Genomic DNA, 25064 nt, shown 5'->3' with positions numbered 1-25064 from the left:
CATTTATAGTAATAAAAGGGGCCTCAATATGATCAAGAACAATTTAAAAATAGCATGGCGAAATTTAATACGCAATTTCTCCACTTCGTTTATCAACATTGCTGGGTTAGCCGTTGGAATTGCGACCTGCTTATTGATCAGCTTATATGTAATCGATGAGTTTAGTTTTGATCGTTACAACGAGCATGCAGACCGTATTGTACGTGTTGTTTTCAGAGGAACTGTCAAGGGCGGAACGATCAATGAGGCACATGTGATGCCACCCGTAGCTTCGACTATGAAGTCAGAGCTGCCCGAAGTTGAAGAAACTGCACGACTAAGAATCGGTGGATCGCCTCTATTTGTCGTCAATAATAAAGTGTTTCACGAAGAAAAAATGGCTTTCGTGGATGCTTCTTTCTTCAAAATTTTCACGCTCCCTTTTATTAAAGGGAATTTGTCTACAGCTATTTCTTCCCCAAATTCTGCAGTGATTTCCGAATCCACTGCCTTAAAATACTTCGGCACAAACGATGTTGTCGGTCGAGACCTCATCATCAAAGACAGTCCAAATATCCTCAAAATCACTGGAGTAATCAAAGATGTCCCTCAAAACTCCCATTTTCATTTTGATGTATTTACCTCTTTGGATGCACTGGAAGATTCACGATCAGATTCGTGGATGACTTCCGAATATTATACTTATGCGTTGCTTTCGAAGAATGCTTCACGTGAAAAGCTCGAAAAAAACTTAGCCACACTATTCGACAAACATGTTGCCACACAATTTATGGCAGGTTTTGGTATGAGTTACCAAGAATACAAGAAAACGGGAAATAAGATCGGACTTTACCTACAGCCGCTCACAGATATCCATCTACATTCGAATTTCAACTACGACCTCAGCGCTCCGGGGGATATACGTTACGTTTATATTTTTAGTGCTATTGCACTCTTTATGCTATTGATTGCTACAATTAATTTCATGAATCTATCTACAGCCAGTGGCTTTAGGCGGTGTAAAGAAGTAGGAGTACGAAAAGTACTGGGTGCCGACAAACAAAACCTGATGCGACAATTTATGCTGGAGGGCATCCTCCTGACTTATATTTCCTTGGGAATAGCTTTGGGAATTGTTTTACTTGCCCTTCCTCTATTTAATCAGATTTCAGGCAAAGAGATTGAAATCCAAAAACTTGACGCTTTTAAAATTATCCCCTTCCTGCTGACTTTTGGTTTAGTCGTCGGTCTATTTTCCAGCAGCTATCCCGCGTTATATCTGTCCTCATTTAATCCGCTCCGTGTATTAAAAGGGAAAATAAGTCGTTCGACTAAAGGCCTTAATTTACGCAGTGGGCTTGTTGTATTTCAATTCATCATTTCCGTCGGACTTATCTTTGGAACCGTGGTCGTTGTTCAGCAGCTGGATTATATGCGTCATATTAAACTTGGATACAACAAGGATAATGTCCTTATTATACCGAGCTGGCCTTTAGGGAAAAACGAAAAGACATATTATAATTTATTGATGCAAGATAGCAGAATCAAGCATGTCTCCCATTCGTCCTATCTCCCCGCCGGAGAAAGTAACAACAACAATTTTTTCATCTATCCAGATGGCAATACTGATCAATGGGTCAAAACGATTCGTTACGATATAGATGAAGAATATATTCCAGTTATGGGTATGCAGCTTAAAGAAGGACGAAATTTCACAAAAACATTTGGTAATGATAGCCTTTCTGTCATCATCAATGAAACCGCAGCAAAAGATCTCGGTTGGAACGATCATAGCCTTGGCAAAATATTGACCAATAAAGACAACAAAAGCTATCGTGTTATTGGTGTCGTTAAGGATTTCCATTTTCGCTCTTTACATGAGCAGATCTCTCCGCTTGTGATGGTTCTTAGCGATCAAGCCGGGAGTTTGATTCTCAAAACCCAAACAGCCGATATGGAGAAGCTCATTCAAAAATTAGCATCTCTCTATCGTTCCTTTCCAACAGACATTCCATTCAGCTATTCCTTTCTGGATGACCGATACGCACAAACTTACCAAGCAGAGGTGAAAACGGGTAAATTACTGAGCATCTTTGCGGGACTGACAATTTTTGTGGCCTGCCTTGGTTTATTCGGCTTGGCTATTTTCACCGCCAATCAACGCAGAAAAGAAATAGGGATCCGAAAAGTTGTTGGAGCTACAATTCCCGACATCACGCGTATGCTTTCCACGGAGTTCGTCAAACTCGTGCTAATAGCCATTATCATTTCTTCTCCCCTAGCTTGGTGGATGATGCACAAATGGTTAGAGAATTTTGCGTACCATATTGAGATGCAATGGTGGATGTTTGTGCTAGCAGGAGCGCTAGCCGTTTTTATTGCTTTAATTACTGTAAGTTCACAAGCGATACGCGCAGCCCTAACAAAGCCTGTTGACAGTCTACGTGATGAATAAAAAATGTTTATAATTATCGATACAATAACCTCAAACAATGATTCAGCTATATTTTAAATCAGCTTTAAGACAATTATTTAAACATGGCTACTATACAATGCTGACGATTTGCGGGCTAGGGTTAGCCATGGCCTGTAGTTTGTTTATCTACATCTACAATAGTTTCCAATTGAGCTTTGATCAGTTTCACGTCGATAAAGATCGAACCTTTTTAGTCGTACAAGATTTAAAATTGGACAAGATAGAACACAGCAAAGGGGGCGCTTATGCCATGTATGACGCCATATCTCGTGAAATTCCCCAAGTAGAAAAAACAGCATTATATATCGATAATAAAAATCTTACGCTACGTATAGAGGATCAATTATATCAGACAGCAGGCAAAGCGTCATTTACTTCCTCCAGCTATTTCAACATATTAAATTTTCATTGGATACAAGGCAAACCGGAGGAACTGGATCAACCCAATACGGTAGCCTTGACTAAAAGTATTTCAAAAATTTATTTTAAAGATGAAAACCCGATCGGAAAAATAATTTTAGTAGATGGCAAATTCCCCATAAAGGTCATCGGTATCATCGATGACAGCAAGAGAAATTCCGATTTTCGTTCGGATATCTATATATCGTTAAATTCACTGACAAATTTATGGCAGATTCCCAAAGATGATGGATTCTTTCTCAATTGGGGCTATACTAATTCAAGTAACAACATCATATTAAAACTAAAACATACATCCGATCAGGCTGCTGTGGAAAAAAGTATACAAAAGCTAATCACGAAATATTGGGACAAGGATGTACTTCAATATTTTCATTATAAGCTACTGCCACTACCCCATTTTCATTTTGACGCGGATTATGGCAAAGGGACCCAACGAACCTTATTGAACATCTTAGTTGTTATCGCCGTGGGCATCGGTGTTATGGCATTTATCAACTATAGTAATATCGTATTTGCCCAACAAATGAACCGGAGCGTAGAAATGGGGGTCAGAAAAATACTAGGGAGTTCCAAGCAGCAACTGTATTACCAGTTTCTGACCGAAACCTTGCTGTTGACAGCGTGCTCAGTCTTATTTGCGTTATTACTATTGAGTCTTTCCATCTCCTGGGCCAATCAATACCTATTTGAAGATGAGCCCTTGCAAATTATCAACCTGTATTCATTTTTGGGTACAATTGGAATCCTCTGGACATCTACCGCACTAGTCACCTCCGTTTACCCGCTGATCTTTGTAAATCGAATGAAAATCCAGCAAGCATTAAAAAAGTTGACCATAGGCCCATGGAGCTTAACCAGAAAATCTTTTATTGTCGTACAGAATATAATCGCCATGATTCTTCTGATTGCCACGTTCGTTATTGTCTTACAGGTAAACCATCTCAAGCAGACCGATATTGGCTTTAATCGTGAACAAGTGGTTCTCTTTCCCATGACGAATAACATGCTGAAATCAAAAGAGAAAATTGCACATTTCCTTCGTGATCGAACGGAAGTGCAATCATTTACTTTCTGTGACAATCCGCCATCATACGAAAAAGTATGGGGTGGAACTTTTCAATTTGATAACAGATCAGAATGGGAAAAATGGCCTGCTAGGTATGCAATCGGCGATTCAACCTATATTAGGACCTTTCACATCAAATTATTGGCCGGACGGAATTTTGATGACAATCCACAAAATCCAGAATTTTTAGTCAATCAGCAGATGGCTACTACATTGGGATTTAAAAACCCCAATGATATCCTTGGCCGAAATTTGAATGCTGGCGGGCTCAATGAAGAGCACATCGGAAAAATTGTAGGTGTAGTTGCAGATTTTAGCACCAATTCGCTCAACGAGCCTATATCCCCTACCGTAATTGGCTACAATGAAAGCCGATTAAAAAATCTGGCCGTTAAGTTTAAGGGACATAAGCAAGATATATTATTGAAAACGCTAGCGCTACAATGGAAAAACTGGTATCCTGATGAAGTTTTCCAATATAAGTTTTACGATCAGCAAATTGCTAACCTTTACAAAAAAGAAGCGTTGGTTGAAAAACTTATCTGGATTGCGGCTATTGTATCGCTATGTATCAGCTCACTTGGTTTTTTAGGTTTGCTGTCCATCAATATCCTCAAACGCACAAAAGAAATTGGCATACGAAAAGTACTTGGCGCTTCCGTTTCAGGTATTGTCATTTTGCTATCTCAGGACTTTTTCAAGTGGATGGCTATTGCCTTCACTATTGCCACTCCTGTAGCATATTATCTCATGGAGCACTGGTTAACTAATTTCCCATTCCGAATAGAAATTAGCTGGTGGATCTTTTCCCTTGCTTTCTGCACTGGATTAATCTTGACGTTATTGGTCGTTGCACTACAATCCATCAAGGCTGCAATAGCAAATCCGGTCCATAGTTTACGGAACGAATGATTGACTGCTGCGACATGGAACAGGATCTCCAGCTACAGGCATCCGCCGAGCTGGAGGTTGAATGCTGTACAATATTGAACGGCAAACTGTCCGATATCGAACAGCATTCAGCAGCACAACAGCAATAAAAAACTAACTATCAACAATATATACACTTGGCCAAACATTTGTATTTTTATTTTTCTATGTCGAGGCCCCATTATACTAACAGCTTCACGAACGGAATAAATTCTTATTACAAAGACAATGAACTTTACAAACTTTAAGATTGCTTGGCGAAATATTCGAAAGAAAAAAGTGCAAAATCTGATCAATCTAATTGGATTGACCTGCGGTATTACTTTTCTACTACTTGTAGGCGCCTATGTCTGGGATGTACACCAAGTGAATAGCAATATCAAAAATATTGATCGGCAATTTTTGTTGCAAAGCAAGTATAAGAAAGAAGGATTTGGTATTAACTTAACCACTTTAGGGGCGCTCCCCAAAGCCTTACATGAGGAGTATCCTAATCTTGTCTCTAATTATTATCGGATTGATGGATTGACAGGTATCGTAGCAAACGGAGCAACAATCCATGAGGAAGGGATGTCTCTCGGAGATCCTAGTCTATTGACGATGTTCGGATTCGATATTTTAGCGGGCAATCCCAATACGGCTTTGAATAATCCCTTTTCAGTTGTTATCAGTGAAAAAGCTGCTATAAAATATTTCGGACAAGTGGACGTACTTGGAAGGTCGCTACAAATAAAAAATTTCAAGGGTGAAAAACACGATTTTGAAATTACAGCAATCATCAAATCCGACGTCCAAAATGCCATTATGGATCTCACAAAGAATATGCATGCCGACATATTTTTACCGATCATCAACGAGCAATTCTTTGGCCGATCTATAGACAATTGGAATAATCCATATATTGCTGGTTACATTGAATTGAAGCCAGGTATCAGTTTGGAACAGGTAGACGCTGCCATAGAGACACTGGTAAGCAAAAATACAGATAAGGAATTTTCCAGCCAATATAGCCCTAGTTTAAAACCATTGAAAACCTATTATTTGGACGACAACCAGGGGGCTGTTCGCAAAATGATACGGACATTGGTCTTGACGGCTATTTTTATCTTGATCATGGCCATTATAAATTTCATTAATTTTAGTATCGCTCAGCATATTACGCGATTAAAGGAAATGGGTGTTCGCAAGATGATGGGATCGTCTCGGGTGCAACTTATTAAACAACTGATGACCGAATATATCCTGATCGTGGCCATAGCAACATTCATCAGTCTGCCAATCTATATCGTGACAAGCCCAATCTTCGAACATATCTTGATGCGCAAGCTGCCTACGTTAATGGAATTGCCGATTTATTTTTTTGGTCTACTGGGTATAATGACCTTATTAATTGGTTTGCTGGCGGGTCTATATCCTGCAATCAAGCTTTCCAATATAGCGGTACTTCCGGCAGTCAAAAATCAGTTTTCGACGCTGGGAGGCAAACAGCTGGTACGAAAAATTCTTTTGTTTTTTCAATTTGGGGTAGCCTTGCTCCTGCTTGTCTGCACACTAATTATTTCCAAACAAGTGGATCTATTTCTCCATAGCAATCTAGGTTACAACAAGGACTACTTATTAACCGTTCAAGTACCTAGAGATTGGTCCGAAAATGGTGTTCGCAAAATGGAGACTTTACAACATGAACTCAGCCAGCAACCAGAAGTAAAATCTGTAAGCTTATCTTATGAAACACCGGGATTACTGGGATTCAATATGCAATCTGCATTCGGTACGGTTGAAAACAAAGAAATCCAGGTACAACGGATTACAAGTGATAGTCACTTTTTGGGAACCTATGAAATACCACTAATTGCGGGAACTTTTCTTCCTGAAAACTATGCTACTCATTCGGATAATAGACCAGTTGTCATCAACAGGAAAGCTATGGATGATTTTGGCTTTAAAAATGCCGAGCAGGCGATTGGTCAGCAAATAGCAATAAATGATCCTAGTTATAAAATGACTATTGTGGGCGTTGCTGAAAATTTTGTAGCCAACACACTTCATCAGGCATCCCCGCCAATTATCTGGATAGATGTACATGAGAGCCTTCAATACCGATACCTCAGTATTCGCTTACAAAAAGGCTCTCTTTCCAATACAATACAACAACTAGAAAAAAAATGGAAAACCTTGCTGCCTGATGCACCATTCGAGTATCAATTTATGGATGAACGTATCAAAAGTTTATATGAAACTGAGTTGCAGCTGCATCGCGCTTCCCAGATTGCTACGGTTGTTTCGCTACTGATCGTGGCTTTGGGACTTACTGGATTAATATCGCTTTCCATCCATCTTCGCAATAAAGAAGTAGGCATTCGTAAAGTACTTGGAGCTTCACTAGCACATTTGATGTTACTCTTTTCAAAAGAGTACTACGGAATCTTCCTATTTGCTGCATTTACGACAGTTCCACTGAGTTATCTATTGATGCAATACTGGCTGCAAAATTACATTATCCGAGTAGAAATCAATGCATTTACTTACTTGTTACCATTGGGGACTTTAATTGGTTTGCTGAGTTTATTGGTGGGCATTATTGTATTTCGATCAACCCGGTTTAATCCAGTTGAAAAATTAAGAGATGAATAAGAAAAATAAGCCGTAGAGTGTGCGAAAATTATTATCAAGCTGAATTGGGTGTAGTAGTTTATAATTGATTCCCTACGGCTCAGTATCTTTATACTCTTCCAGTAGCTATTCGTTGCGAACAGCTACTGGAAGGGTAACTCTTTATTCCTTTAACCAGCATAGCTTTTCGATAGATAAACAAATCCATATTTTGATTCTTTCCGAATAAGTTTAAGCTCATCAGACCGATTGAGCAAATCTTCAAGTATCTTCATCAGGCTTTTAGGTTTTACATATGTACCGAGTATTATACAAACCAATTTATGTATTTCATAAGGACTCCTATTTTTATTAAAATACCCTGTGCCAACCTGCGCTTCGATAATTCTCTTGACTTTCCGAAGCTCATTCAATGTAGAAGGTTTATTTGGATCAAAATTATGGCGGATGTCCATTATCTTAAATTCGATCTCCTGTACCCCTTCTTCAATGGGTAATCTATATAAGTGATAAATAACCTCATCATCCAATGTTTTGACATGCAACTCATAAGCATACTTTTGCTTGGATAAATTCATTCCTAAAGGCATCATGGCATATATACTCCCCACTTCTAACACACGACAAAAAATATAGTAATCAATAGCAAGAATCGTTTTAATTTTGAAAGACTCAACTTTACTTATAAAATCCAGTGCTTTTCCCATTAAAAAAGATACTTCTTCGGGTGAGAGACCATTTGAAATACGCTGTAATAGCATCCGATAAAAGAACTGCATTTCCAACGGTTGACAACGATGCTTATATACCCGTTTGAACACTTTAAAATTATTTCCAATCATAGTTCATATAGTTATTCCATACAAAGGAATAGAAATCTTTTAAAATTTTAAAACATTTGTATAAATAAAAATAACATTTTGTATATTTATCTATACAAAACAAGAGCATACTAAATCATAACTATGACAAAACTAGGTGAATTTTTAGAGAAGAAATCCGTTAATAAATCGCGAATTGCGCGCAAAACAGGTTTAAGTAAGGCAAGAATCAATGAGTTAACGATGACCGAAACGGCTAAATTGCGTTTGGATGAAATGTACCTGATCGCATTGGCTATTGATACAGATCCAGCTAAAATGATGTTCGAGTTATGTGATCATCTCCAGCTGAAAGAGATTGAAGACTAAGCAATTCGCTATTTATCGCCAGCACCTAGCTCATCTGTGCGATACTGAACGCCAGACTGTTCGATATCGTACAGACGAGCTTTTTAAATTAAAGACAACAAACTAATTATCAGCATATTAACAAAATGGCAACGCAATTGATTTCAGCTTAAACGTCTGTTTTGATTATAACTACCAGTCATTCAGGCGTTAAAAATCTCTGCTATGATAGGAAATAATCTCAAAATAGCTTGGCGGAATATGGCAAAAAACAAGCTATATTCATTCATCAAGATTGGAGGCTTTGCCTTTAGTATTGCGATCTGTATTCTTATTGTTTTATATCTAAAACATGAGACGAGCTACAATAAGTTTTATCCAGCTATGGATAGAATTTACCGTCTGGTCGTCCAGTTACCCATTGAGAATAAGATCGAGCGCTGGGTTTCACTTTCTGCCCCCGTAGCGCCAACCCTAAAAGCAGAAATACCCTCCATTGAGCAAACAGGGCGCATCCTACCTAATCCGTTATTCGGTGCGGGCAGCAACCAATTGTCATTAAATAACAGCCCGGATAGCCATTACGATGATGGATTTGTCTATATCGACCAGTCCATTCTCGACATGTTTCCTATGCCAATGGTTTCGGGCCAGCTGTCCCATGCACTCGATAAGCCCAACACATTGGTTATCACCAAAAGCAAAGCCGAAAAATATTTTAAAAATGATCCAATTGGACAAACGATCTATCTCAACAACAATAAATCGAAGGCCTATACCATCACTGGGGTCATTGAAGATATGCCCAACAATTCGACCCTTGCCGGTTATAGTTTTTTTATGTCGCTCGCTGGAGAACCTTTTTATCAAGGCGAACAGACTGCTTGGCTCAATAACAATTATACGGTCTATGTCAAATTAAAACCCAACGCCGATGCTGCATTGGCAGAAAAAGAAATTTCAAAGAATTATTTAGAAATACATTATCTTCCTGAATATCTAAAATCAGGACGTAAACTTAATCCGCTTTTCAAGCAGGCAAAAATAACTTTACAGAATGCACTCGACATGCATTTAAAATCTGCGGATATAAGCGACGATAAAGTTAGTACATTGAACAGAGGCGATATTCGCCTGGTTTGGACCTTCGCAACAATAGCTTTATTTATTTTGTTCATTGCCTGTATTAACTTCATCAACTTGTCGACAGCAAATGCAGCAACTAGAGCAAAAGAAATTGGTATCCGTAAGACTATTGGCTCCCCCAGGAAGCTGCTTGTTGTGCAATTCCTTGTTGAAGCAATTTGCTATAGTGTATTGTCACTGATTATTGGGCTCTTTCTAAGCTGGCTACTACTACCCGTATTCAACCAACTAGCCAACAAATCCTTGACCATTCCTTGGATAGCAGCCTACTTCTTTCCTTCTCTTTTGGTGGCCATATTGGTGATCGGTGGTCTTGCCGGAATCTACCCAGCACTGTATTTATCCAAATTTAAACCAATCACCGCACTCAAAAACAATGTCATTGGGGCTAAATCTTCACTATTTAGAAATAGTTTGGTTGTCTTTCAATTTGCCACCTCAATTATCCTTATCGTTGGAGCACTGGTAACCAATAAACAGATAAACTACATATTGGACAAAGATCTGGGATTTGACAAGGAACAAGTCGTTGTGCTTCGCGGCATTGGAACATTATCGAAACAGCTTCCAAGTTTAAAAAATGAACTAAAGAGCCTCCCCAATGTTGCTTCAGTTTCCATGGGTGATTTTCTTCCAGTCCCCATCGATGGCGCCAAACGAAATGGCAATCCGTTCTGGGTCGATGGCAGAAAAGATCTTGATATGGCTACACAGGGCCAATTTTGGGAAATCGATCAGGATTATCTGAGCACATTCGGTCTTCATTTAAATAAAGGACGAAATTTTGATCCCACCAGAGCCACCGATAGCAGCTCGGCTATTATCAATCAGAAATTAGCCGAAGAGCTTCACTTAAAGAATCCCATTGGTGCAAAAATCACCAATGGCAATACATGGACGGTCATTGGCGTAGTCGATGATTTTATTTTTGAGTCATTAAAGGAGAAGGGGTATGCAGGGCTTTGTATGACATTACAAGGCAATCCCACCCTTCTCTCTATTAAGGTAAAACCGCAACATCTCAAAGAGACGCTCGCTGATATCACAGGAGTATGGGACAAATTTGCCCCAAATCAACAGATTAACTACAGCTTTTTGGACGAAGGTTTTGAGGCCCTTTATCAAGACGTGGAACGGACCAAGAATATATTCACTTGTTTCGCTCTTGTTGCCATTTTTGTTGCTGCGCTCGGGCTTTTCGGTCTAGCAACTTATGTGACTCAACAACGGACCAAAGAAATTGGTGTACGTAAGGTACTTGGAGCCAATGCGATTGGATTACTCCGATTATTGTCTGGAGATTTTATAAAATTGGTGTTTGTAGCCTTGGTCATTGCCACACCTGTTGCGTGGTGGGCAATGAACCAATGGCTTACAGATTTTAACTATCGGATCGAAATAAATTGGCTATACTTCATTCTTGCAGGAATGAGTGCCATTTTAATTGCTTTAGGCACAATCAGCTATCAGACCTGGAAAGCCATTCGCGCCAATCCTGTGGATAGCCTGCGCGATGAATAAATACAAAACCGTAAAAGACTTTTATTATGATAGGAAATAATTTAAAGATCGCTTGGCGAAATATGGTCAACAACAAACTGTACTCGATCATCAAGATCGGCGGGTTCGCTTTCAGCATCGCGATTTGCATTCTTATTATGCTGTACATTCGACATGAAACCAGTTATGATAAAATGTATCCCAACATGAACCGTGTTTTCCGTCTTATCGTTTCGGCACCCGATGGTGATAAAGTGAGGCAAACCTTTGCCTTTCCTGCTCCAGCAGCTAAAACCTTACAAGCGGAAATCCCAAGTGTTGAATTAGCCGGTCGCATTTTACCCAATACCTTATTTGGTGCCGGAAGCAATCTGTTTACTGTAAATGGCCGTGCGGAGAACTATCTTGATAAAGGTTTTGTATATGTTGATCAGTCCATTTTGGAAATTTTTCCGCTTCCGGTCGTACAAGGACAGTTATCACATGCGCTGGACAAACCCAATGCGATAGTCATTACCAAAAGTAGGGCCCAGAAATATTTCAAAGGAAATGCGGTAGGACAAACGATCTATCTGAACAATAATAAAAATGTCTTATACAACATAACGGCTGTGATCGATGATGTCCCGAGCAATTCCAGTCTCTATGGCTATGATTATTTTATTTCCCTTGCAGGCGAACCATTTTATCCGGGTGAACAAAACAATTGGGGCGCGACAAATTACATTACCTATGTAAAACTAAAGGAAAATACAGATATTGCAAACGCACAGCGTAGCATTTCAAAAAACTATATTCAGGACCATTATATTTTGCTCAACAAAAAAAATGGAAAGAAAATATCCCCCGAAATGATGCAGTCAACGGTATTACTTCAAAACGCCCTTGATATGCACCTGCACTCGAAGAATATTTCGGAGTATGGAATGGCGACACAATATCAAGGTGACATTAAGATGGTCTGGATATTTGCGGGCATTGCATTTTTTATATTATTGATTGCTTGTATAAACTTCATCAACTTATCAACGGCAAATGCAGCAACGCGAGCCAAAGAAATCGGGATTCGAAAAACCATTGGATCAAATCGACGGACACTGATTATCCAATTTATGACCGAAGCGATATGTTACAGTCTTATTTCACTCCTGATAGGGTTATTATTAGCCTTCCTGTTATTACCGCTATTTAACAATCTAGCCAACAAAGCGCTGTTTATACCCTGGACAGTGTGGTACTTTGTCCCCTCGCTGATCTTAAGTATGTTGTTTATTGGCATCCTTGCCGGTTTATACCCAGCGCTCTATTTATCAGGATTTCAACCTATAAACGCATTAAAAAGCAAATCGGTCACCAATCCTAAATCGTCGTTGTTACGCAATGGACTGGTTATTTTCCAGTTCGCAACATCTATAATACTGATGATCAGTGCCCTTATTGCGAATCAGCAAATCAGTTTTATGCTCAATAAAAATATTGGCTTCGATAAGGATCAGGTAATCGTACTCCGCGGTATAACGGGTATTGCTTCCCAGGCAAAAGAATTAAAAAATGAACTGAAAGCCATTCCGACAGTGCGAGATGTCTCCGTAGGCGACTACATACCTGTTCAATTGGATGGCGTAAAAAGAAATGGAAATCTTTTTTGGTCCAAAGGAAAAGAAGATCTTGAATTGGGAGAAGCTGGACAATTCTGGAATATAGACGAAAGTTACCTCACTACATTTGGACTGAAACTTATAGCCGGCCGAAACTTCGATCCGCATATCGCATCGGATAGTACTGGTGCTATTGTTAACAAAAGAATGATTGCAGATTTGGGCATTAAAGGAAATCCCATTGGTGTAAAAATTACCAATGGCATGACATGGACGATTATCGGTGTCGTCGACGATTTTATCTTTGAATCGATGAAAGATGAGGGCTACTATCCCGTCTGCATGACCCTAGCTAATAGCCCTTCCATGCTTTCCATTAAAACCAAATCAACGGACATGTCCGAAACACTAACGAACATTACTGCCGTTTGGAACAAGTTTTCACCAAATCAAAAAATCGATTACAATTTCCTCGATGCCGGCTTCGCCGATCTCTATCAAGATGTCCAACGGACTAAAAATATCTTCAGCTGCTTCGCTTTTGTAGCCATTTTTGTTGCTGCTCTTGGACTTTTCGGACTGGCAACCTATGTGACCCAGCAACGAACCAAGGAAATCGGTGTCCGCAAGGTTCTCGGCGCAAGTTCCATCCGATTACTCCGAATACTTTCCGGAGATTTTATAAAATTGGTGTTTGTAGCCTTGGTCATTGCCACACCTGTTGCATGGTGGGCAATGAATCAATGGTTGAGAGATTTCAACTATCGCATAGAAATCAATTGGTTCTACTTTATTCTAGCGGGTCTCAGTGCAATCCTGGTTGCATTTGGAACCATTAGTTATCAAACCTGGAAAGTCGTCCGTGCCAATCCGGTCGAAAGTTTAAGGGATGAATAAAGTCAGAAAATCTTAAAATTTGGGGTTTGTTGCCTTGGTAATTGCCTTGCCTGTTGCGTTGTGGGCAATGAACCAAGGGCTTAGGAGATGGATGTTCGATTCTGGACGTAAACTGTCCGAAATCGGACATCCAAAAACAAAAAAAAACAACATAAAATACTTATAACAAAACAATTACAACAATGGCAAGAGGATTGTAATTTTAATTGAGTGAATTGGTTCGCATTAGTTTAAACATAATATCCTCCAAAAAATGGCAAAAAATGATTTCAAACTAGCTTGGCGCAAACTTTTAAAAAATAAAGGTTTTACTTTCTTAAATATTGTTGGTCTGACCCTGGGTTTTACGGGTTTTATCCTTTCCTATCAATACATTAATCGCGAAACGAGTTACGATAAATGGAACCCACATTTTAAGGATATCTACCAAATTGGCCTTGAATCGGAAGGTGCATTTACGGACGAAACTTCACCTTCATTGGCTCCATTGCTAAAACAGAGTTTACCTGATATTGTATATGCAGGAAGAAAAATAGTCTATAACTACGGTAGTTACCCTCTTTTCGGAGAGAAGACGGTGCTTATTAAAAATGCAGCACTGATTGACTCCTCAGCCGCACGAATCTTTCAAATCGAAAATGCGACCGGACCGCTCTACAAAAACAAGGACCAAAAGGATGCGACCATGGTCAAAAGCCATATTGCCGAACAACTATTCAAAAAAGAAGACTTAAATTTTGACAGTCCCCATTCGATTCCAGCTCTAAGTCTACAAATTGGAATGAAGGAAACAATCTACGGTACCATCAAAAAGCAAGGTCTGTCCATGATTGATTACGATCTCCTTTTTATCCGCGAACCGCAGGATCTCTTCGCCGATAATAATCCTTTTTTGTATCAAACTTATATTCAGGTTCGCCCCGGTACGGATATCACAAAGTTGACCAATCGCATCAATACGCTTTACCAGAAAGAAATTGCACCAAAAGATAAAATACGTTCTTCTAGTTATGCCAAGGGAAAAATCTATTTGGATCCATTAGCCAATCTTCATCTAAGGCCAAAAACAGGTACTAACACAGCTTATATCATTACGTGGATTATTGGTATTCTCTCCGTTTTGATCCTCTTACTTGCCGCTGCCAATTTTGCCAATATGATTATGGCACGGGCGGATCAACGCATTAAGGAACTCGCGCTTAAAAAAATATTGGGCAGCTCACGCTGGGCTATCGTCAGGCAATTGGTACTGGAAGTATTTATTCTGACTTTCAGTGCTGCAATCTTAAGTTTTGTCACTTTGGCTCTCACAGGAAATATTCTACAAAAATGGTTCAACGATGATCTTAAGGGGTATATTTTGAGCTCGGAGACAATCGCCCAACTTGCTATTGCCGTACTATTGACAACAATTCTATCGGCAATATACCCAGCTATCGTACTCTCTGGCTTCAAATCCGTTAATCTCCTTAAAGGCGGACTAACATCAGTACTCAAAAAAGGAACTTTCCGCAATGCCTTATTAACCTTTCAAATCAGCATGGCGATTTTGTTTATCTCGGGTATGTTAATCATCCGGGGCCAACTTCAGTACATGCAGCAGGCGGATAAAGGGTTTGAGCCAGCGCAGGTTATCAATTTCAAGGGAGTAGGTATGTATTACAATAAAAACAACTACGAACAATTAAAGAGGCGATTAGAAAATGATCCGAGTATTGCATCCACCGCATCGGCGACCAATATTCCGGGAGAAGGTGAGCAGCCTCCCAAAATGGATTTTTCCTATGCCCAAAAAAACATTTCATTTGCACATGTCGGCATTGATCCTGGATACTTCAAGACGTTAAACATCTCCAGTATACAGGGGAATACCAATATTTCATTGGACCAATTGCTTCGCGATTCCTTAGCCCACTATGCTATTATAAACGAATCTGCAGCCAAAAATTTAGGACTTTCAAACCCTATGGGTGCAAAAATTAAGGGCTGTGATGTAAACTTTGAAATTGTCGGTTTAGTCAAAGACAGTAAAGCTTATGGCTTTGAGAATGTAGTTCAACCGACCATCTATTCATTTAAAAATGAATGTGGCACTATGCGTTTTCAGACGACACTTATGGTCAAAACAAAACAAGGAATGGTCGATCAGGCAATTCAAACAGTCAAAGCAGAGTGGGCGAAAAACCCAACCGCAAAAGACCTCCCCCTTGATTATTCCTTTATGGATGAGCAATATGCTTTACAGCACAAAAAACAGCAAGAATTGCAGACGGCTTTTAATAGTTTCACTAGCCTCTCTGTGATCATCGCGGCCTTAGGGCTGTTCAGTATGGCGGCATATCAGGCGGCATTACGAAAAAAGGAAATGAGCATCAGAAAAGTACTGGGAGCATCGGTACAATTGCTCTTTGTTCAACTGAACAAGCCATTTTTCAAACTCTTTTTGATCGGTATTTGCATAGCCCTTCCACTAGCCTATATGCTCATGAATAAATGGCTTTCTAATTTCGCCTATCACATTCAGCTTTCCTGGTGGTCGTTTTTGATTCCAATATTTTGCATATTTATCCTCATATTGGTTTCCATCAGTTTCCAATCTCTCAAAGTCGCAAAAACCAATCCAATAGATAGTCTGCGCGATGAATAAAAGATAATATGAGCAGTGATGGCCTTAACCCAGAGTCGAACAATAATTATGGTTACCGGTAAAAATATAAATACGAATATCTAAGATCTCAATACTAAAAAATGATACAATTAAAAAATTTATTCAAGTGGTATAATGTAGGTGGTACACGCTCATTCGTCCTTAAAGATGTAAGTCTCGATATCGCTGAAGGCGATTTTATATCCATCATGGGTCCATCAGGGTCTGGAAAATCGACCCTGTTGAATATTATCGGCATGCTTGATGAACCTGACGAGGGTGAGTACTTTTTTATGGGCGAGAATGTATTGGAAATGAAAGCAAAAAAAAGAATGCAGCTTTACCAATCCCATATTGGCTATGTGTTTCAAGCTTATCATCTCCTGGATGAATTGACTGTATACGAAAATATCGAAACACCCTTGATCTATAAAGACATTTCGACCAAAGAAAGAAAAGCCATTGTGGCCGATATGCTCGATCGCTTTGGCATTGTCGGGAAGAAGGACCTCTTCCCAGCCCAGCTATCTGGTGGTCAACAACAAATCGTAGGTATAGCGCGCGCATTAGCGGGATCCCCCAAGCTATTGCTGGCTGATGAGCCTACGGGTAATTTAAACTCCAAACAGGGAGAAGAAATCATGGATCTATTCAAACAGCTGAACGATGATGGTGTTACAATTATACAAGTAACCCATTCTGAAAAGAATGCTGAATACGGTAAAAGAATTGTCAACATGCTGGATGGTCAGCTCAAATAATTGTATACCAATTTAACCTGAATAATCCCTACCTAGTAAGTAAATTACTGTAGGGATTTTTTTATATCATTTGTCGAATCAATTTTTTAACTTCGTTAGGATGAATAAGAGAGAGTTGAAATCGCTAATATCACTGTTGGATGATACCGACCAACAGATTATTCAGGAAGTGGAACATCAGTTAAAAAGCCAAGGTCCTGAGATTGTACCCTATTTGGAAAAATATTGGGAATCAAGCTTCGATCCCAACGTCCAAGGGCGATTAGAGAATATCATTCACGAAATTCAATTTGATCAGACCAAAAACGAGTTACAGATCTGGAATCTGAGTAACTCATTCAATCTGCTGGAAGGATTAATCATCCTCAATAATTATCAATATCCTTCTTATGAAGACCACAAGATTGTTTTGGCGATAGAAGACCTCAAGACTGAGGTGTGGCGCGGTCTCCATTACGACATGAGCCCGTTGGAAAAAGTGAACCTGATAAATCATGTTCTTTTTGGTTCCTTCGGCCTAGCAGGAAATACAAAGGATTACCATCACCCACAGAATTCCTATATTGGTCAAGTGCTCGATACCAAACAGGGGAATCCCTTAACGCTATCCTGCATTTATAGTATCATTGCACAAAAACTGGACATTCCAATCTACGGGATTAATTTACCCAAGCATTTTGTATTGGCGTATATGGATTCAGATGAAGAAGGGAATGAAAATGTGTTGTTTTACATCAACGCCTTTAATCGTGGGCAGGTTATGCAAAAAAGCGATGTAAATTCATTTTTGAAGCAACTGAACCTCAATCCCGATAGAGAATTTACCTATCCCTGCGATAATGTGACCATCATTAAACGCGCTTTGCGGAATTTGATGTCAGCCTACGAGGAACATGAAAGTTTAAGCAAGCAACAGGAAATCAGAGCGCTTTTCGAATTGCTTGGCTGAACTATTATGCTTTCAACTAAAATTGGGGAGTTGATCTCCCGTCCAAAAAGATATAATTAGGAGTAAGTGTACCATATTTTTTAGCAGTTATTTTGGGTGAAGCATTGCCCTGATCCGTTAATAGAAACCTCGATATGGTTTTATTTGTTAAATCTGACACATAGAAGAATTTCCCTTCATTGAGGCGGTCGTCTATTGCTATTCCCCAAGGCTCTTCCAACCCTGTATTTGTACCTCCAACAACATAATCAGGCGAAATTTCTTTATCACCTGCTCCACTAAAGATCTCATCCGGATTTTTAAAGAATAACACTTCTTTTCCGGCAGTTACCGCTAATAATTTTTTATTGATCGCATAACATACAGGCCCCAATCCTGTTTTTCCTTTAATGTATACTTTCATCACAGGACGAAAGTTGTCGGAGATCACAATCGTATCTTTGGCACGGTCAATTAATTCTGTTTTAAGTCCGGTATAAACAGCGAAACCACTTCCTTTGTTTGTTCCATCATTATTAAATCCTACCAAAACGGCTTTCTCGTTACCGCTTCCAATTAGTGTTAAGGAGCTCGGAACAACTTTCCCTAGATTAATCTGCTTATCGATAATTCTAGCGCCGCCGTTAGAACCTTTTCCACTGGGGTTTGCAATTGCATAAAGCATCGATCTATCCGTGTCTTTATCTGATACCGCAAGGAGGAAGGGTATAGTTGATGATCCAGAAGTACCATTCTGCTGGGCATAAGTATAAAATCCTACCCCTTTCACATTTGTGAACCCTGTATAGCCAATGCCAACTGAAGGACCAGGAATACCATAAATATCATTGTTAAAAGGAATATACCTAATAAATGTGTCTTGGGTCGCGGCTCCAGTTGCGCTCGCCTGGAAAACAGCCTTCGCATCGGGACTAAAAATAATTGGTCCTCCTCCCTTTGCCGGAGACAGATATTGGTAGATATTATCCAAATTGTTGGTATCGGCCGGATCGACAATTATCATATTTTTAAGCGAAGAATTACTTGCCTGATAATCTGAGAAAGAGATATATAATCTTGATATCTGCGTGACACGTCCAATATTGCTTGGTTCATCATCCAATTTCTTACAGGCAGTGAAACCTATTATACTGGCAAAGAATAGAATAATACAGGATTGAAACGAAAATTTCATATATTTTTTATTAAAAATAGCGTATTGCGTTAAACATACAAATCTACGAATATATGCAGAATATCAATGCATTTATATGATTCTTTTAAGGGAAAACCCTACGAAGTAAAAACGGAAATATTTGTCAATTCGCTACTTTTTGATTAAAATTGCCTTTGTTTTTGTTAGCATATACGATTATGGAAAATAAGGAATTTGTAAGGGAGAGGTTGACATTACCGGGAGACGGCAAGAAATTACTTTTACACTCCTGCTGTGCTCCTTGTTCTGGAGAAGTGATGGAAGCACTGATTGCTTCGGATATCGATTTTACGATTTATTTTTACAATCCCAATATTCATCCCCGCAAAGAATATGATTTACGCAAAGACGAGAACATCCGATTTGCGGAAAAACACAATATTCCTTTTATTGATGCCGATTACGATGTTGACCATTGGTTTGATTTGGCTAAGGGAATGGAGCAAGAGCCCGAAAGAGGCATCCGTTGTACCATGTGTTTTGATATGCGTTTTGAAAAAACAGCGGAATATGCAGCTGCCAATGGTTTTGATGTGATTTCAAGTTCACTGGGTATATCACGCTGGAAAAACATGGAGCAGATCAATGACTGTGGTTTACGTGCGGCCTCTCGCCATGAAGGGATGGAATATTGGACATTCAACTGGCGCAAGAAAGGTGGTTCTGCCCGTATGCTGGAGGTCTCTAAAAAGGAGAAATTCTATATGCAGGAATATTGCGGCTGTGCTTATTCACTACGCGACACCAACAAGTGGCGTATGGCAAATGGGCGCGAAAAGATAGAGTTAGGCAAAAATTATTATGAATAAGCCCTGTTACCGGTGTATATAAAGCTTTGCTTCGGAATATTTAAAAAAATATTTCTATCCTAATGATTTTATACATACCTTTGCAGGCTCAAATGCAAGATTGTGAAACATCTAAAACAATACAGAATTCCCTTTTCGGGGCTCAACGCTGGAAAGCACAATTTTGAGTTTGACATTAATAAAAAGTTCTTTGACTGCTACGAACATTCGATTGTAAAAGACGGCAATCTAAAAGCAGAGGTTGAATTGCAAAAACAGGAAAATCTTTTGATTTTGCATTTTGATATCCAAGGTGAAATTCAATTGACTTGTGATACCTGCTTAAAAGAGTTTATGTCGCCGATTTCAATTCAAGAACGAATATTAGTCAAATTCACGGATGAAGATTGGACAGATAATACCGAAGAGGTGTTGATTTTATCCAAAAGCGACCATGAGTTGGATATAGCTGAATTATTCTATGAATACATTAATTTAGCTGTTCCCTATATCGTAAAATGTGAAGAGCAGGGACAGGGCATACAATGTGATCCTGAGATGCTCGCATTATTCACAAGCGAGCCAGATTCAGAGGAACAAAAAGAAGAAGAAATTATCGACCCACGTTGGGAAGCATTGAGAAATATTAAAAATAACTAAAACAAAAATACGAGATGGCACATCCAAAACGTAAAACTTCTAAATCAAGAAGAGACAAAAGAAGAACACATTATAAAGCTGAAGCTCCAAGCTTGACAGTATGTAAAGAAACTGGCGCAGTTCATTTACCTCACCGTGCATATACTGTAGACGGAAACTTGTACTACAACGGTAAATTGATCATTGAAAATACAGCTGTTGTCTAAGGTAAACCTTTCATAACACCAAAACATCCCAGACAAGCACTATTTTAGAAATTTGCTTTACTTTGGGATGTTTTTTGCGTATTATTGATTTACTAAATAATAACGGATGAAGATTGGTTTAGATATTTTAGGAGGAGATTATGCTCCTAAAGCAACGATAACAGGTGCTATTGAAGCACAAAAACAGCTTACTGGAGACCAAAAGATAGTCCTTTTTGGTAATACTGAAGAGACTAAACAATTAATCAATCAAGCCGGAGGAAATTCATCTGACTTTGAATATGTAGAGGCTCCAGAAGTCATTGCAATGGGTGAACATCCAACCAAAGCAATAACTCAAAAACCCAACTCAAGTATTGCGAAGGGATTTGAATATTTAAAAAACAAAGAAATTGACTCATTCGCTTCTGCTGGTAATACCGGTGCCATGCTTGTGGGCTCAATGTTCAGTGTTAAAGCTATCCCAGGCGTATTGCGTCCTGCTATAGCATCCATTGTTCCCAAATTAAAATCAGGCTTCGGAATCTTACTGGACGTCGGCGCAAATGCAGACTGTAAACCAGAGATGTTGAACCAATTTGCAATCTTGGGAAGTGTCTTTGCCGAACATGTGTTTAATGTATCCAATCCTAAAGTTGGATTATTGAATATCGGAGAAGAAGAAGAAAAAGGAAACATCCTAACAACCTCTACCTACCCCCTACTAAAAGCCAACGACAAGATTAACTTTATCGGAAATGCAGAAGGCCGCGACCTATTTAGTGACCATGCCGACGTTTACGTCTGTGATGGGTTTACAGGTAATGTCGTCTTGAAACTTGCAGAATCATTTTATGTAGTAACGTTGAAAAAAGGTTTTAAAGATGATTTCTTCGACCGATTCAACTACGAGCAGTACGGCGGTAGCCCCATTTTGGGAGTTAATGCTCCTGTCATTATTGGCCATGGTATTTCGACACCTGAGGCCATTAAAAATATGGTTTTATTTTCAAGAGATATGATCGAGTCTAAGTTCATTGACAGCATCAGGTCTATTTTCAATTAGAATATTTATGTCAAAGATTCACGCCGCAATCACGGCTGTAAATGGTTACGTTCCGGATTACATCCTTACTAACAAAGAATTGGAAACAATGGTCGATACCAACGACGAATGGATTGTTTCCAGAACGGGGATCAAAGAGCGTCGCATCTTAAAAGGTGAAGGGCTTGCTACTTCAGATCTTGCTGTACCTGCTGTTCAAGGTTTATTGAAAAAAAGAGGTATAGCTGCTACAGATATTGACCTCATCATCTTTTGTACGAGTACCCCAGATATGCTGTTCCCCGCCACGGCTAATATTTTGGCCGATAAAATCGGAGCGACCAATGCATGGGGATTTGATCTTCAGGCCGCTTGCTCAGGTTTCTTGTTCGGTCTGAATACAGGAACACAGTTTATCACTGCGGGCACACATAAAAAAGTCCTTGTTATCGGTGCAGATAAAATGTCTTCGGTAATCAATTACCAAGACCGTAATACCTGTATCCTCTTTGGCGATGGATGTGGATGTGTACTATTGGAACCAAATGAAGAAGGTTTAGGTATACAAGATGCTATTTTAAAAACCGATGGTTCCGGAGGCCAATTTTTGAATATCAAAGGTGGGGGTTCACTTAATCCGGCCTCACATGCAACTGTAGATGCAGGATTACACTATGCCTACCAAGAAGGCCGTACAGTGTTCAAATTTGCGGTAACCAATATGGCAGATGTTGCGCACGAAGTTATGGTCAAGAATAACTTGAAATCAGAGGATATTGCTTGGTTGGTACCGCATCAGGCCAACAAACGTATCATTGATGCGACAGCAGAACGCGTGGGATTGCCAGAAGAGAAGGTTATGGTGAACATTCAAAAATATGGTAATACGACGAGTGGAACAATCCCTTTGTGTTTATGGGAATGGGAATCGCAATTGAAAAAAGGGGATAATCTTATCCTTGCTGCTTTCGGCGGTGGTTTTACCTGGGGATCCATCTATTTAAAATGGGCGTATTAATTGTCCATTTTATGGTATAATTTATTACTTTTGACAGTTAGAATTTTTTAGAAACAAACAAAACCTAGAATACTATGGGTATGGATATCAAACAAATTCAGGACTTGATTAAATTCGTTTCAAAATCAGGTGTGAATGAAGTCTCAATTGAAGAGCAAGATTTTAAAATTACAATAAAAACAAATCAAGAGCCTACGTATGTGACAGCTACTGTTCCCGCTGTTGCTCCTATCGCTGCTCCTCAAGTTGCGCAAGCAGCGGCACCAGCTCCTGTGGCTAGCCCTGCAGCACCAGCGGCAAACGCTGACGCAAACTTGATAACAATCAAATCACCAATGATCGGTACATTCTACCGTTCGGCAGGACCTGGTAAACCATCTTTCGTTAATGTTGGTGATGATATCAATACCGGTTCTGTATTATGTATCGTTGAAGCAATGAAATTATTCAACGAAATTGAATCTGAAGTTTCAGGTAAAATCGTTAAGATTTTGGTAGAAGATGCTCAACCTGTTGAGTTTGACCAACCATTATTCTTAGTTGAGCCTAAGTAATTTACAACTACGTAAATGAATACATGTAGCCTCCAAAGGGCTACATTTTTTGCAAACTTCATAATTCAAGACAATGTTCAAAAAAATATTAATTGCAAATAGAGGCGAGATTGCCCTGCGCATTATCCGTACCTGTCGTGAAATGGGTATTAAGAGTGTTGCAGTATATTCGACTGCTGACAGAGACAGCTTACACGTGAGATTTGCGGACGAAGCCGTTTGTATTGGTCCTCCGCCAAGTAGAGATTCTTACTTAAACATTCCGAATATTATTTCTGCTGCTGAATTGACAAACGCAGATGCAATTCACCCGGGATATGGTTTCCTATCCGAAAATGCGCGCTTTTCAGCAATCTGTGCGGAGTATGGTATCAAATTTATTGGTGCTACTGCAGAACAGATCGAAAAAATGGGTGATAAATCCCGTGCTAAGGACACCATGAAAAAAGCTGGTGTTCCTACCGTTCCAGGATCGGATGGTTTGATTTCAAACGTAAAAGAAGGTATTACATTAGCGAATGAAATCGGCTACCCAGTAATCATCAAAGCAACTGCCGGTGGTGGTGGTCGTGGTATGCGTATCATTTGGAAAGACGAAGAGTTCGAACCAGCTTGGGATTCTGCACGTGTTGAATCTGCTGCAGCATTCGGTAACGATGGTATCTACCTTGAAAAATATGTAGAAGAACCGCGTCACATCGAATTCCAAATTGTGGGCGATCAGTTCGGTACAGTATGTCACTTATCGGAACGTGACTGTTCTATTCAACGAAGACACCAAAAATTGATTGAAGAATCTCCATCACCTTTTATGACTCCCGAATTGAGAGCTGAAATGGGAGAGGCTGCTGTCAAAGGTGCCAAAGCTGTAAACTATGAAGGTGCTGGTACAATCGAATTCTTGGTTGACAAACACCGCAACTTCTACTTTATGGAAATGAACACTCGTATCCAAGTAGAACACCCTGTAACGGAAGAGGTAATCAACTTTGATTTGATCAAAGAACAGATAAAAGTGGCCGCAGGAATTCCGATCTCTGGTAAAAACTATGAACCAGGAATGCATGCAATTGAATGTCGTATCAATGCGGAGGACCCTTTTAACAATTTCCGCCCTTCACCAGGCAAAATCACCAACTTCCACTCACCAGGTGGACATGGTGTACGTGTAGATACACATGTTTATTCAGGTTATTCAATTCCGCCGAACTATGATTCTATGATTGCTAAATTGATCACTGTTGCACAAACACGTGAGGAAGCAATTTGTACCATGGAACGTGCGTTAAGCGAATTTGTCATTGAAGGGATCAAAACAACCATTCCTTTACATTTGAGATTGATGCGCGACCCTAACTTTAGAGCCGGCAATTTCACGACAAAGTTTATGGAAACTTTCGACCTAACGGAATATCCAGCAGAAGATTAAATAAAATTATCTTTACATACATAAAAAATACCATTC

Annotated in this window: 18 protein-coding genes; 16 read left to right on the top strand and 2 right to left on the bottom strand. The window is 39.4% G+C overall.

The window, feature by feature from the left end; all coding sequences use genetic code 11:
• Positions 1 to 28: 28 nt before the first annotated feature.
• The 3 genes from ACLCDV_RS04365 to ACLCDV_RS04355 all read left to right on the top strand — a co-directional run bounded on the left by ACLCDV_RS04365 (position 29) and on the right by ACLCDV_RS04355 (position 7508).
• Positions 29 to 2434 carry an ABC transporter permease gene (locus tag ACLCDV_RS04365; RefSeq protein ID WP_411972982.1) on the top strand — a complete coding sequence of 802 codons (2406 nt, stop codon included), beginning with the start codon at positions 29 to 31 and terminating at the stop codon, positions 2432 to 2434.
• A 37-nt stretch (positions 2435 to 2471) separates the two neighbouring features.
• Positions 2472 to 4856: an ABC transporter permease gene (locus ACLCDV_RS04360; RefSeq protein ID WP_411972981.1), complete on the top strand. Its 2385-nt coding sequence runs from the start codon at positions 2472 to 2474 to the stop codon at positions 4854 to 4856.
• Positions 4857 to 5102: 246 nt separating this feature from the next.
• Positions 5103 to 7508, top strand: coding sequence for an ABC transporter permease (locus ACLCDV_RS04355; protein ID WP_411972980.1), 2406 nt, complete (start codon positions 5103 to 5105; stop codon positions 7506 to 7508).
• Between the two features lie 149 nt (positions 7509 to 7657).
• Here the strand turns inward: ACLCDV_RS04355 and ACLCDV_RS04350 are convergent, their stop codons facing one another.
• A complete protein-coding gene (locus ACLCDV_RS04350) occupies positions 7658 to 8329 on the bottom strand; it encodes a hypothetical protein (RefSeq protein WP_411972979.1) in 672 nt (223 codons plus the stop codon).
• A 123-nt stretch (positions 8330 to 8452) separates the two neighbouring features.
• On the opposite strand from ACLCDV_RS04350, the gene ACLCDV_RS04345 reads away from it, so the two are divergent.
• The 6 genes from ACLCDV_RS04345 (at position 8453) to ACLCDV_RS04320 (ending at position 18154) form a co-directional block, all read left to right on the top strand.
• Positions 8453 to 8677 carry a helix-turn-helix transcriptional regulator gene (locus ACLCDV_RS04345; protein WP_312188547.1) on the top strand — a complete coding sequence of 75 codons (225 nt, stop codon included), beginning with the start codon at positions 8453 to 8455 and terminating at the stop codon, positions 8675 to 8677.
• Between the two features lie 204 nt (positions 8678 to 8881).
• Positions 8882 to 11323: an ABC transporter permease gene (locus ACLCDV_RS04340; protein ID WP_411972978.1), complete on the top strand. Its 2442-nt coding sequence runs from the start codon at positions 8882 to 8884 to the stop codon at positions 11321 to 11323.
• A gap of 26 nt (positions 11324 to 11349) precedes the next feature.
• Positions 11350 to 13797, top strand: coding sequence for an ABC transporter permease (locus tag ACLCDV_RS04335; protein ID WP_411972977.1), 2448 nt, complete (start codon positions 11350 to 11352; stop codon positions 13795 to 13797).
• 253 nt (positions 13798 to 14050) lie between these two features.
• Positions 14051 to 16444 (top strand): FtsX-like permease family protein, encoded by a 2394-nt coding sequence (locus tag ACLCDV_RS04330; protein WP_411972976.1) that lies wholly within the window; start codon positions 14051 to 14053, stop codon positions 16442 to 16444.
• A 101-nt stretch (positions 16445 to 16545) separates the two neighbouring features.
• Positions 16546 to 17205 carry an ABC transporter ATP-binding protein gene (locus ACLCDV_RS04325; RefSeq protein ID WP_411972975.1) on the top strand — a complete coding sequence of 220 codons (660 nt, stop codon included), beginning with the start codon at positions 16546 to 16548 and terminating at the stop codon, positions 17203 to 17205.
• 100 nt (positions 17206 to 17305) lie between these two features.
• The gene (locus ACLCDV_RS04320) at positions 17306 to 18154 is read left to right on the top strand and encodes a transglutaminase-like domain-containing protein (RefSeq protein ID WP_411972974.1); all 849 of its coding nucleotides are present in this window, start codon (positions 17306 to 17308) and stop codon (positions 18152 to 18154) included.
• 16 nt (positions 18155 to 18170) lie between these two features.
• On the opposite strand, the gene ACLCDV_RS04315 is transcribed toward ACLCDV_RS04320, so the two are convergent.
• The gene (locus tag ACLCDV_RS04315; protein ID WP_411972973.1) at positions 18171 to 19328 is read right to left on the bottom strand and encodes a hypothetical protein; all 1158 of its coding nucleotides are present in this window, start codon (positions 19326 to 19328) and stop codon (positions 18171 to 18173) included.
• 179 nt (positions 19329 to 19507) lie between these two features.
• Between ACLCDV_RS04315 and ACLCDV_RS04310 the strand changes: the two genes are divergently transcribed.
• The 7 genes from ACLCDV_RS04310 (at position 19508) to accC (ending at position 25028) form a co-directional block, all read left to right on the top strand.
• Entirely contained in the window at positions 19508 to 20158 is a 651-nt protein-coding gene (locus tag ACLCDV_RS04310; RefSeq protein ID WP_411972972.1) for an epoxyqueuosine reductase QueH, read from the top strand.
• A gap of 102 nt (positions 20159 to 20260) precedes the next feature.
• On the top strand, positions 20261 to 20797 hold the full coding sequence (locus ACLCDV_RS04305; protein ID WP_120333455.1) for a YceD family protein: 537 nt from the start codon (positions 20261 to 20263) through the stop codon (positions 20795 to 20797).
• 14 nt (positions 20798 to 20811) lie between these two features.
• A complete protein-coding gene (rpmF, locus tag ACLCDV_RS04300; protein ID WP_046672269.1) occupies positions 20812 to 21003 on the top strand; it encodes a 50S ribosomal protein L32 in 192 nt (63 codons plus the stop codon).
• Positions 21004 to 21109: 106 nt separating this feature from the next.
• Positions 21110 to 22048, top strand: coding sequence for a phosphate acyltransferase PlsX (plsX, locus tag ACLCDV_RS04295; RefSeq protein ID WP_075991146.1), 939 nt, complete (start codon positions 21110 to 21112; stop codon positions 22046 to 22048).
• A gap of 7 nt (positions 22049 to 22055) precedes the next feature.
• A complete protein-coding gene (locus tag ACLCDV_RS04290; protein ID WP_317668340.1) occupies positions 22056 to 23045 on the top strand; it encodes a beta-ketoacyl-ACP synthase III in 990 nt (329 codons plus the stop codon).
• 74 nt (positions 23046 to 23119) lie between these two features.
• The gene (gene accB, locus ACLCDV_RS04285; RefSeq protein ID WP_411972971.1) at positions 23120 to 23599 is read left to right on the top strand and encodes an acetyl-CoA carboxylase biotin carboxyl carrier protein; all 480 of its coding nucleotides are present in this window, start codon (positions 23120 to 23122) and stop codon (positions 23597 to 23599) included.
• 73 nt (positions 23600 to 23672) lie between these two features.
• A complete protein-coding gene (gene accC, locus ACLCDV_RS04280; protein ID WP_046672273.1) occupies positions 23673 to 25028 on the top strand; it encodes an acetyl-CoA carboxylase biotin carboxylase subunit in 1356 nt (451 codons plus the stop codon).
• Positions 25029 to 25064: the final 36 nt, after the last annotated feature.

Source organism: Sphingobacterium sp. Lzh-3 (assembly GCF_046764375.1).
Lineage (GTDB): Bacteria > Bacteroidota > Bacteroidia > Sphingobacteriales > Sphingobacteriaceae > Sphingobacterium.
Note: the sequence above shows the minus strand (reverse complement) of the source record. Positions and strands in the feature narration are given on the sequence as shown.

Bases quoted from the DNA above. Each gene is read 5' to 3' on its own strand.
- ACLCDV_RS04365 (WP_411972982.1), top strand. From the start codon at position 29: ATGATCAAGAACAATTTAAAAATAGCATGGCGAAATTTAATACGCAAT.
- ACLCDV_RS04360 (WP_411972981.1), top strand. From the start codon at position 2,472: ATGATTCAGCTATATTTTAAATCAGCTTTAAGACAATTATTTAAACAT.
- ACLCDV_RS04355 (WP_411972980.1), top strand. From the start codon at position 5,103: ATGAACTTTACAAACTTTAAGATTGCTTGGCGAAATATTCGAAAGAAA.
- ACLCDV_RS04350 (WP_411972979.1), bottom strand. From the start codon at position 8,329: ATGATTGGAAATAATTTTAAAGTGTTCAAACGGGTATATAAGCATCGT.
- ACLCDV_RS04345 (WP_312188547.1), top strand. From the start codon at position 8,453: ATGACAAAACTAGGTGAATTTTTAGAGAAGAAATCCGTTAATAAATCG.
- ACLCDV_RS04340 (WP_411972978.1), top strand. From the start codon at position 8,882: ATGATAGGAAATAATCTCAAAATAGCTTGGCGGAATATGGCAAAAAAC.
- ACLCDV_RS04335 (WP_411972977.1), top strand. From the start codon at position 11,350: ATGATAGGAAATAATTTAAAGATCGCTTGGCGAAATATGGTCAACAAC.
- ACLCDV_RS04330 (WP_411972976.1), top strand. From the start codon at position 14,051: ATGGCAAAAAATGATTTCAAACTAGCTTGGCGCAAACTTTTAAAAAAT.
- ACLCDV_RS04325 (WP_411972975.1), top strand. From the start codon at position 16,546: ATGATACAATTAAAAAATTTATTCAAGTGGTATAATGTAGGTGGTACA.
- ACLCDV_RS04320 (WP_411972974.1), top strand. From the start codon at position 17,306: ATGAATAAGAGAGAGTTGAAATCGCTAATATCACTGTTGGATGATACC.
- ACLCDV_RS04315 (WP_411972973.1), bottom strand. From the start codon at position 19,328: ATGAAATTTTCGTTTCAATCCTGTATTATTCTATTCTTTGCCAGTATA.
- ACLCDV_RS04310 (WP_411972972.1), top strand. From the start codon at position 19,508: ATGGAAAATAAGGAATTTGTAAGGGAGAGGTTGACATTACCGGGAGAC.
- rpmF (WP_046672269.1), top strand. From the start codon at position 20,812: ATGGCACATCCAAAACGTAAAACTTCTAAATCAAGAAGAGACAAAAGA.
- plsX (WP_075991146.1), top strand. From the start codon at position 21,110: ATGAAGATTGGTTTAGATATTTTAGGAGGAGATTATGCTCCTAAAGCA.
- ACLCDV_RS04290 (WP_317668340.1), top strand. From the start codon at position 22,056: ATGTCAAAGATTCACGCCGCAATCACGGCTGTAAATGGTTACGTTCCG.
- accB (WP_411972971.1), top strand. From the start codon at position 23,120: ATGGGTATGGATATCAAACAAATTCAGGACTTGATTAAATTCGTTTCA.
- accC (WP_046672273.1), top strand. From the start codon at position 23,673: ATGTTCAAAAAAATATTAATTGCAAATAGAGGCGAGATTGCCCTGCGC.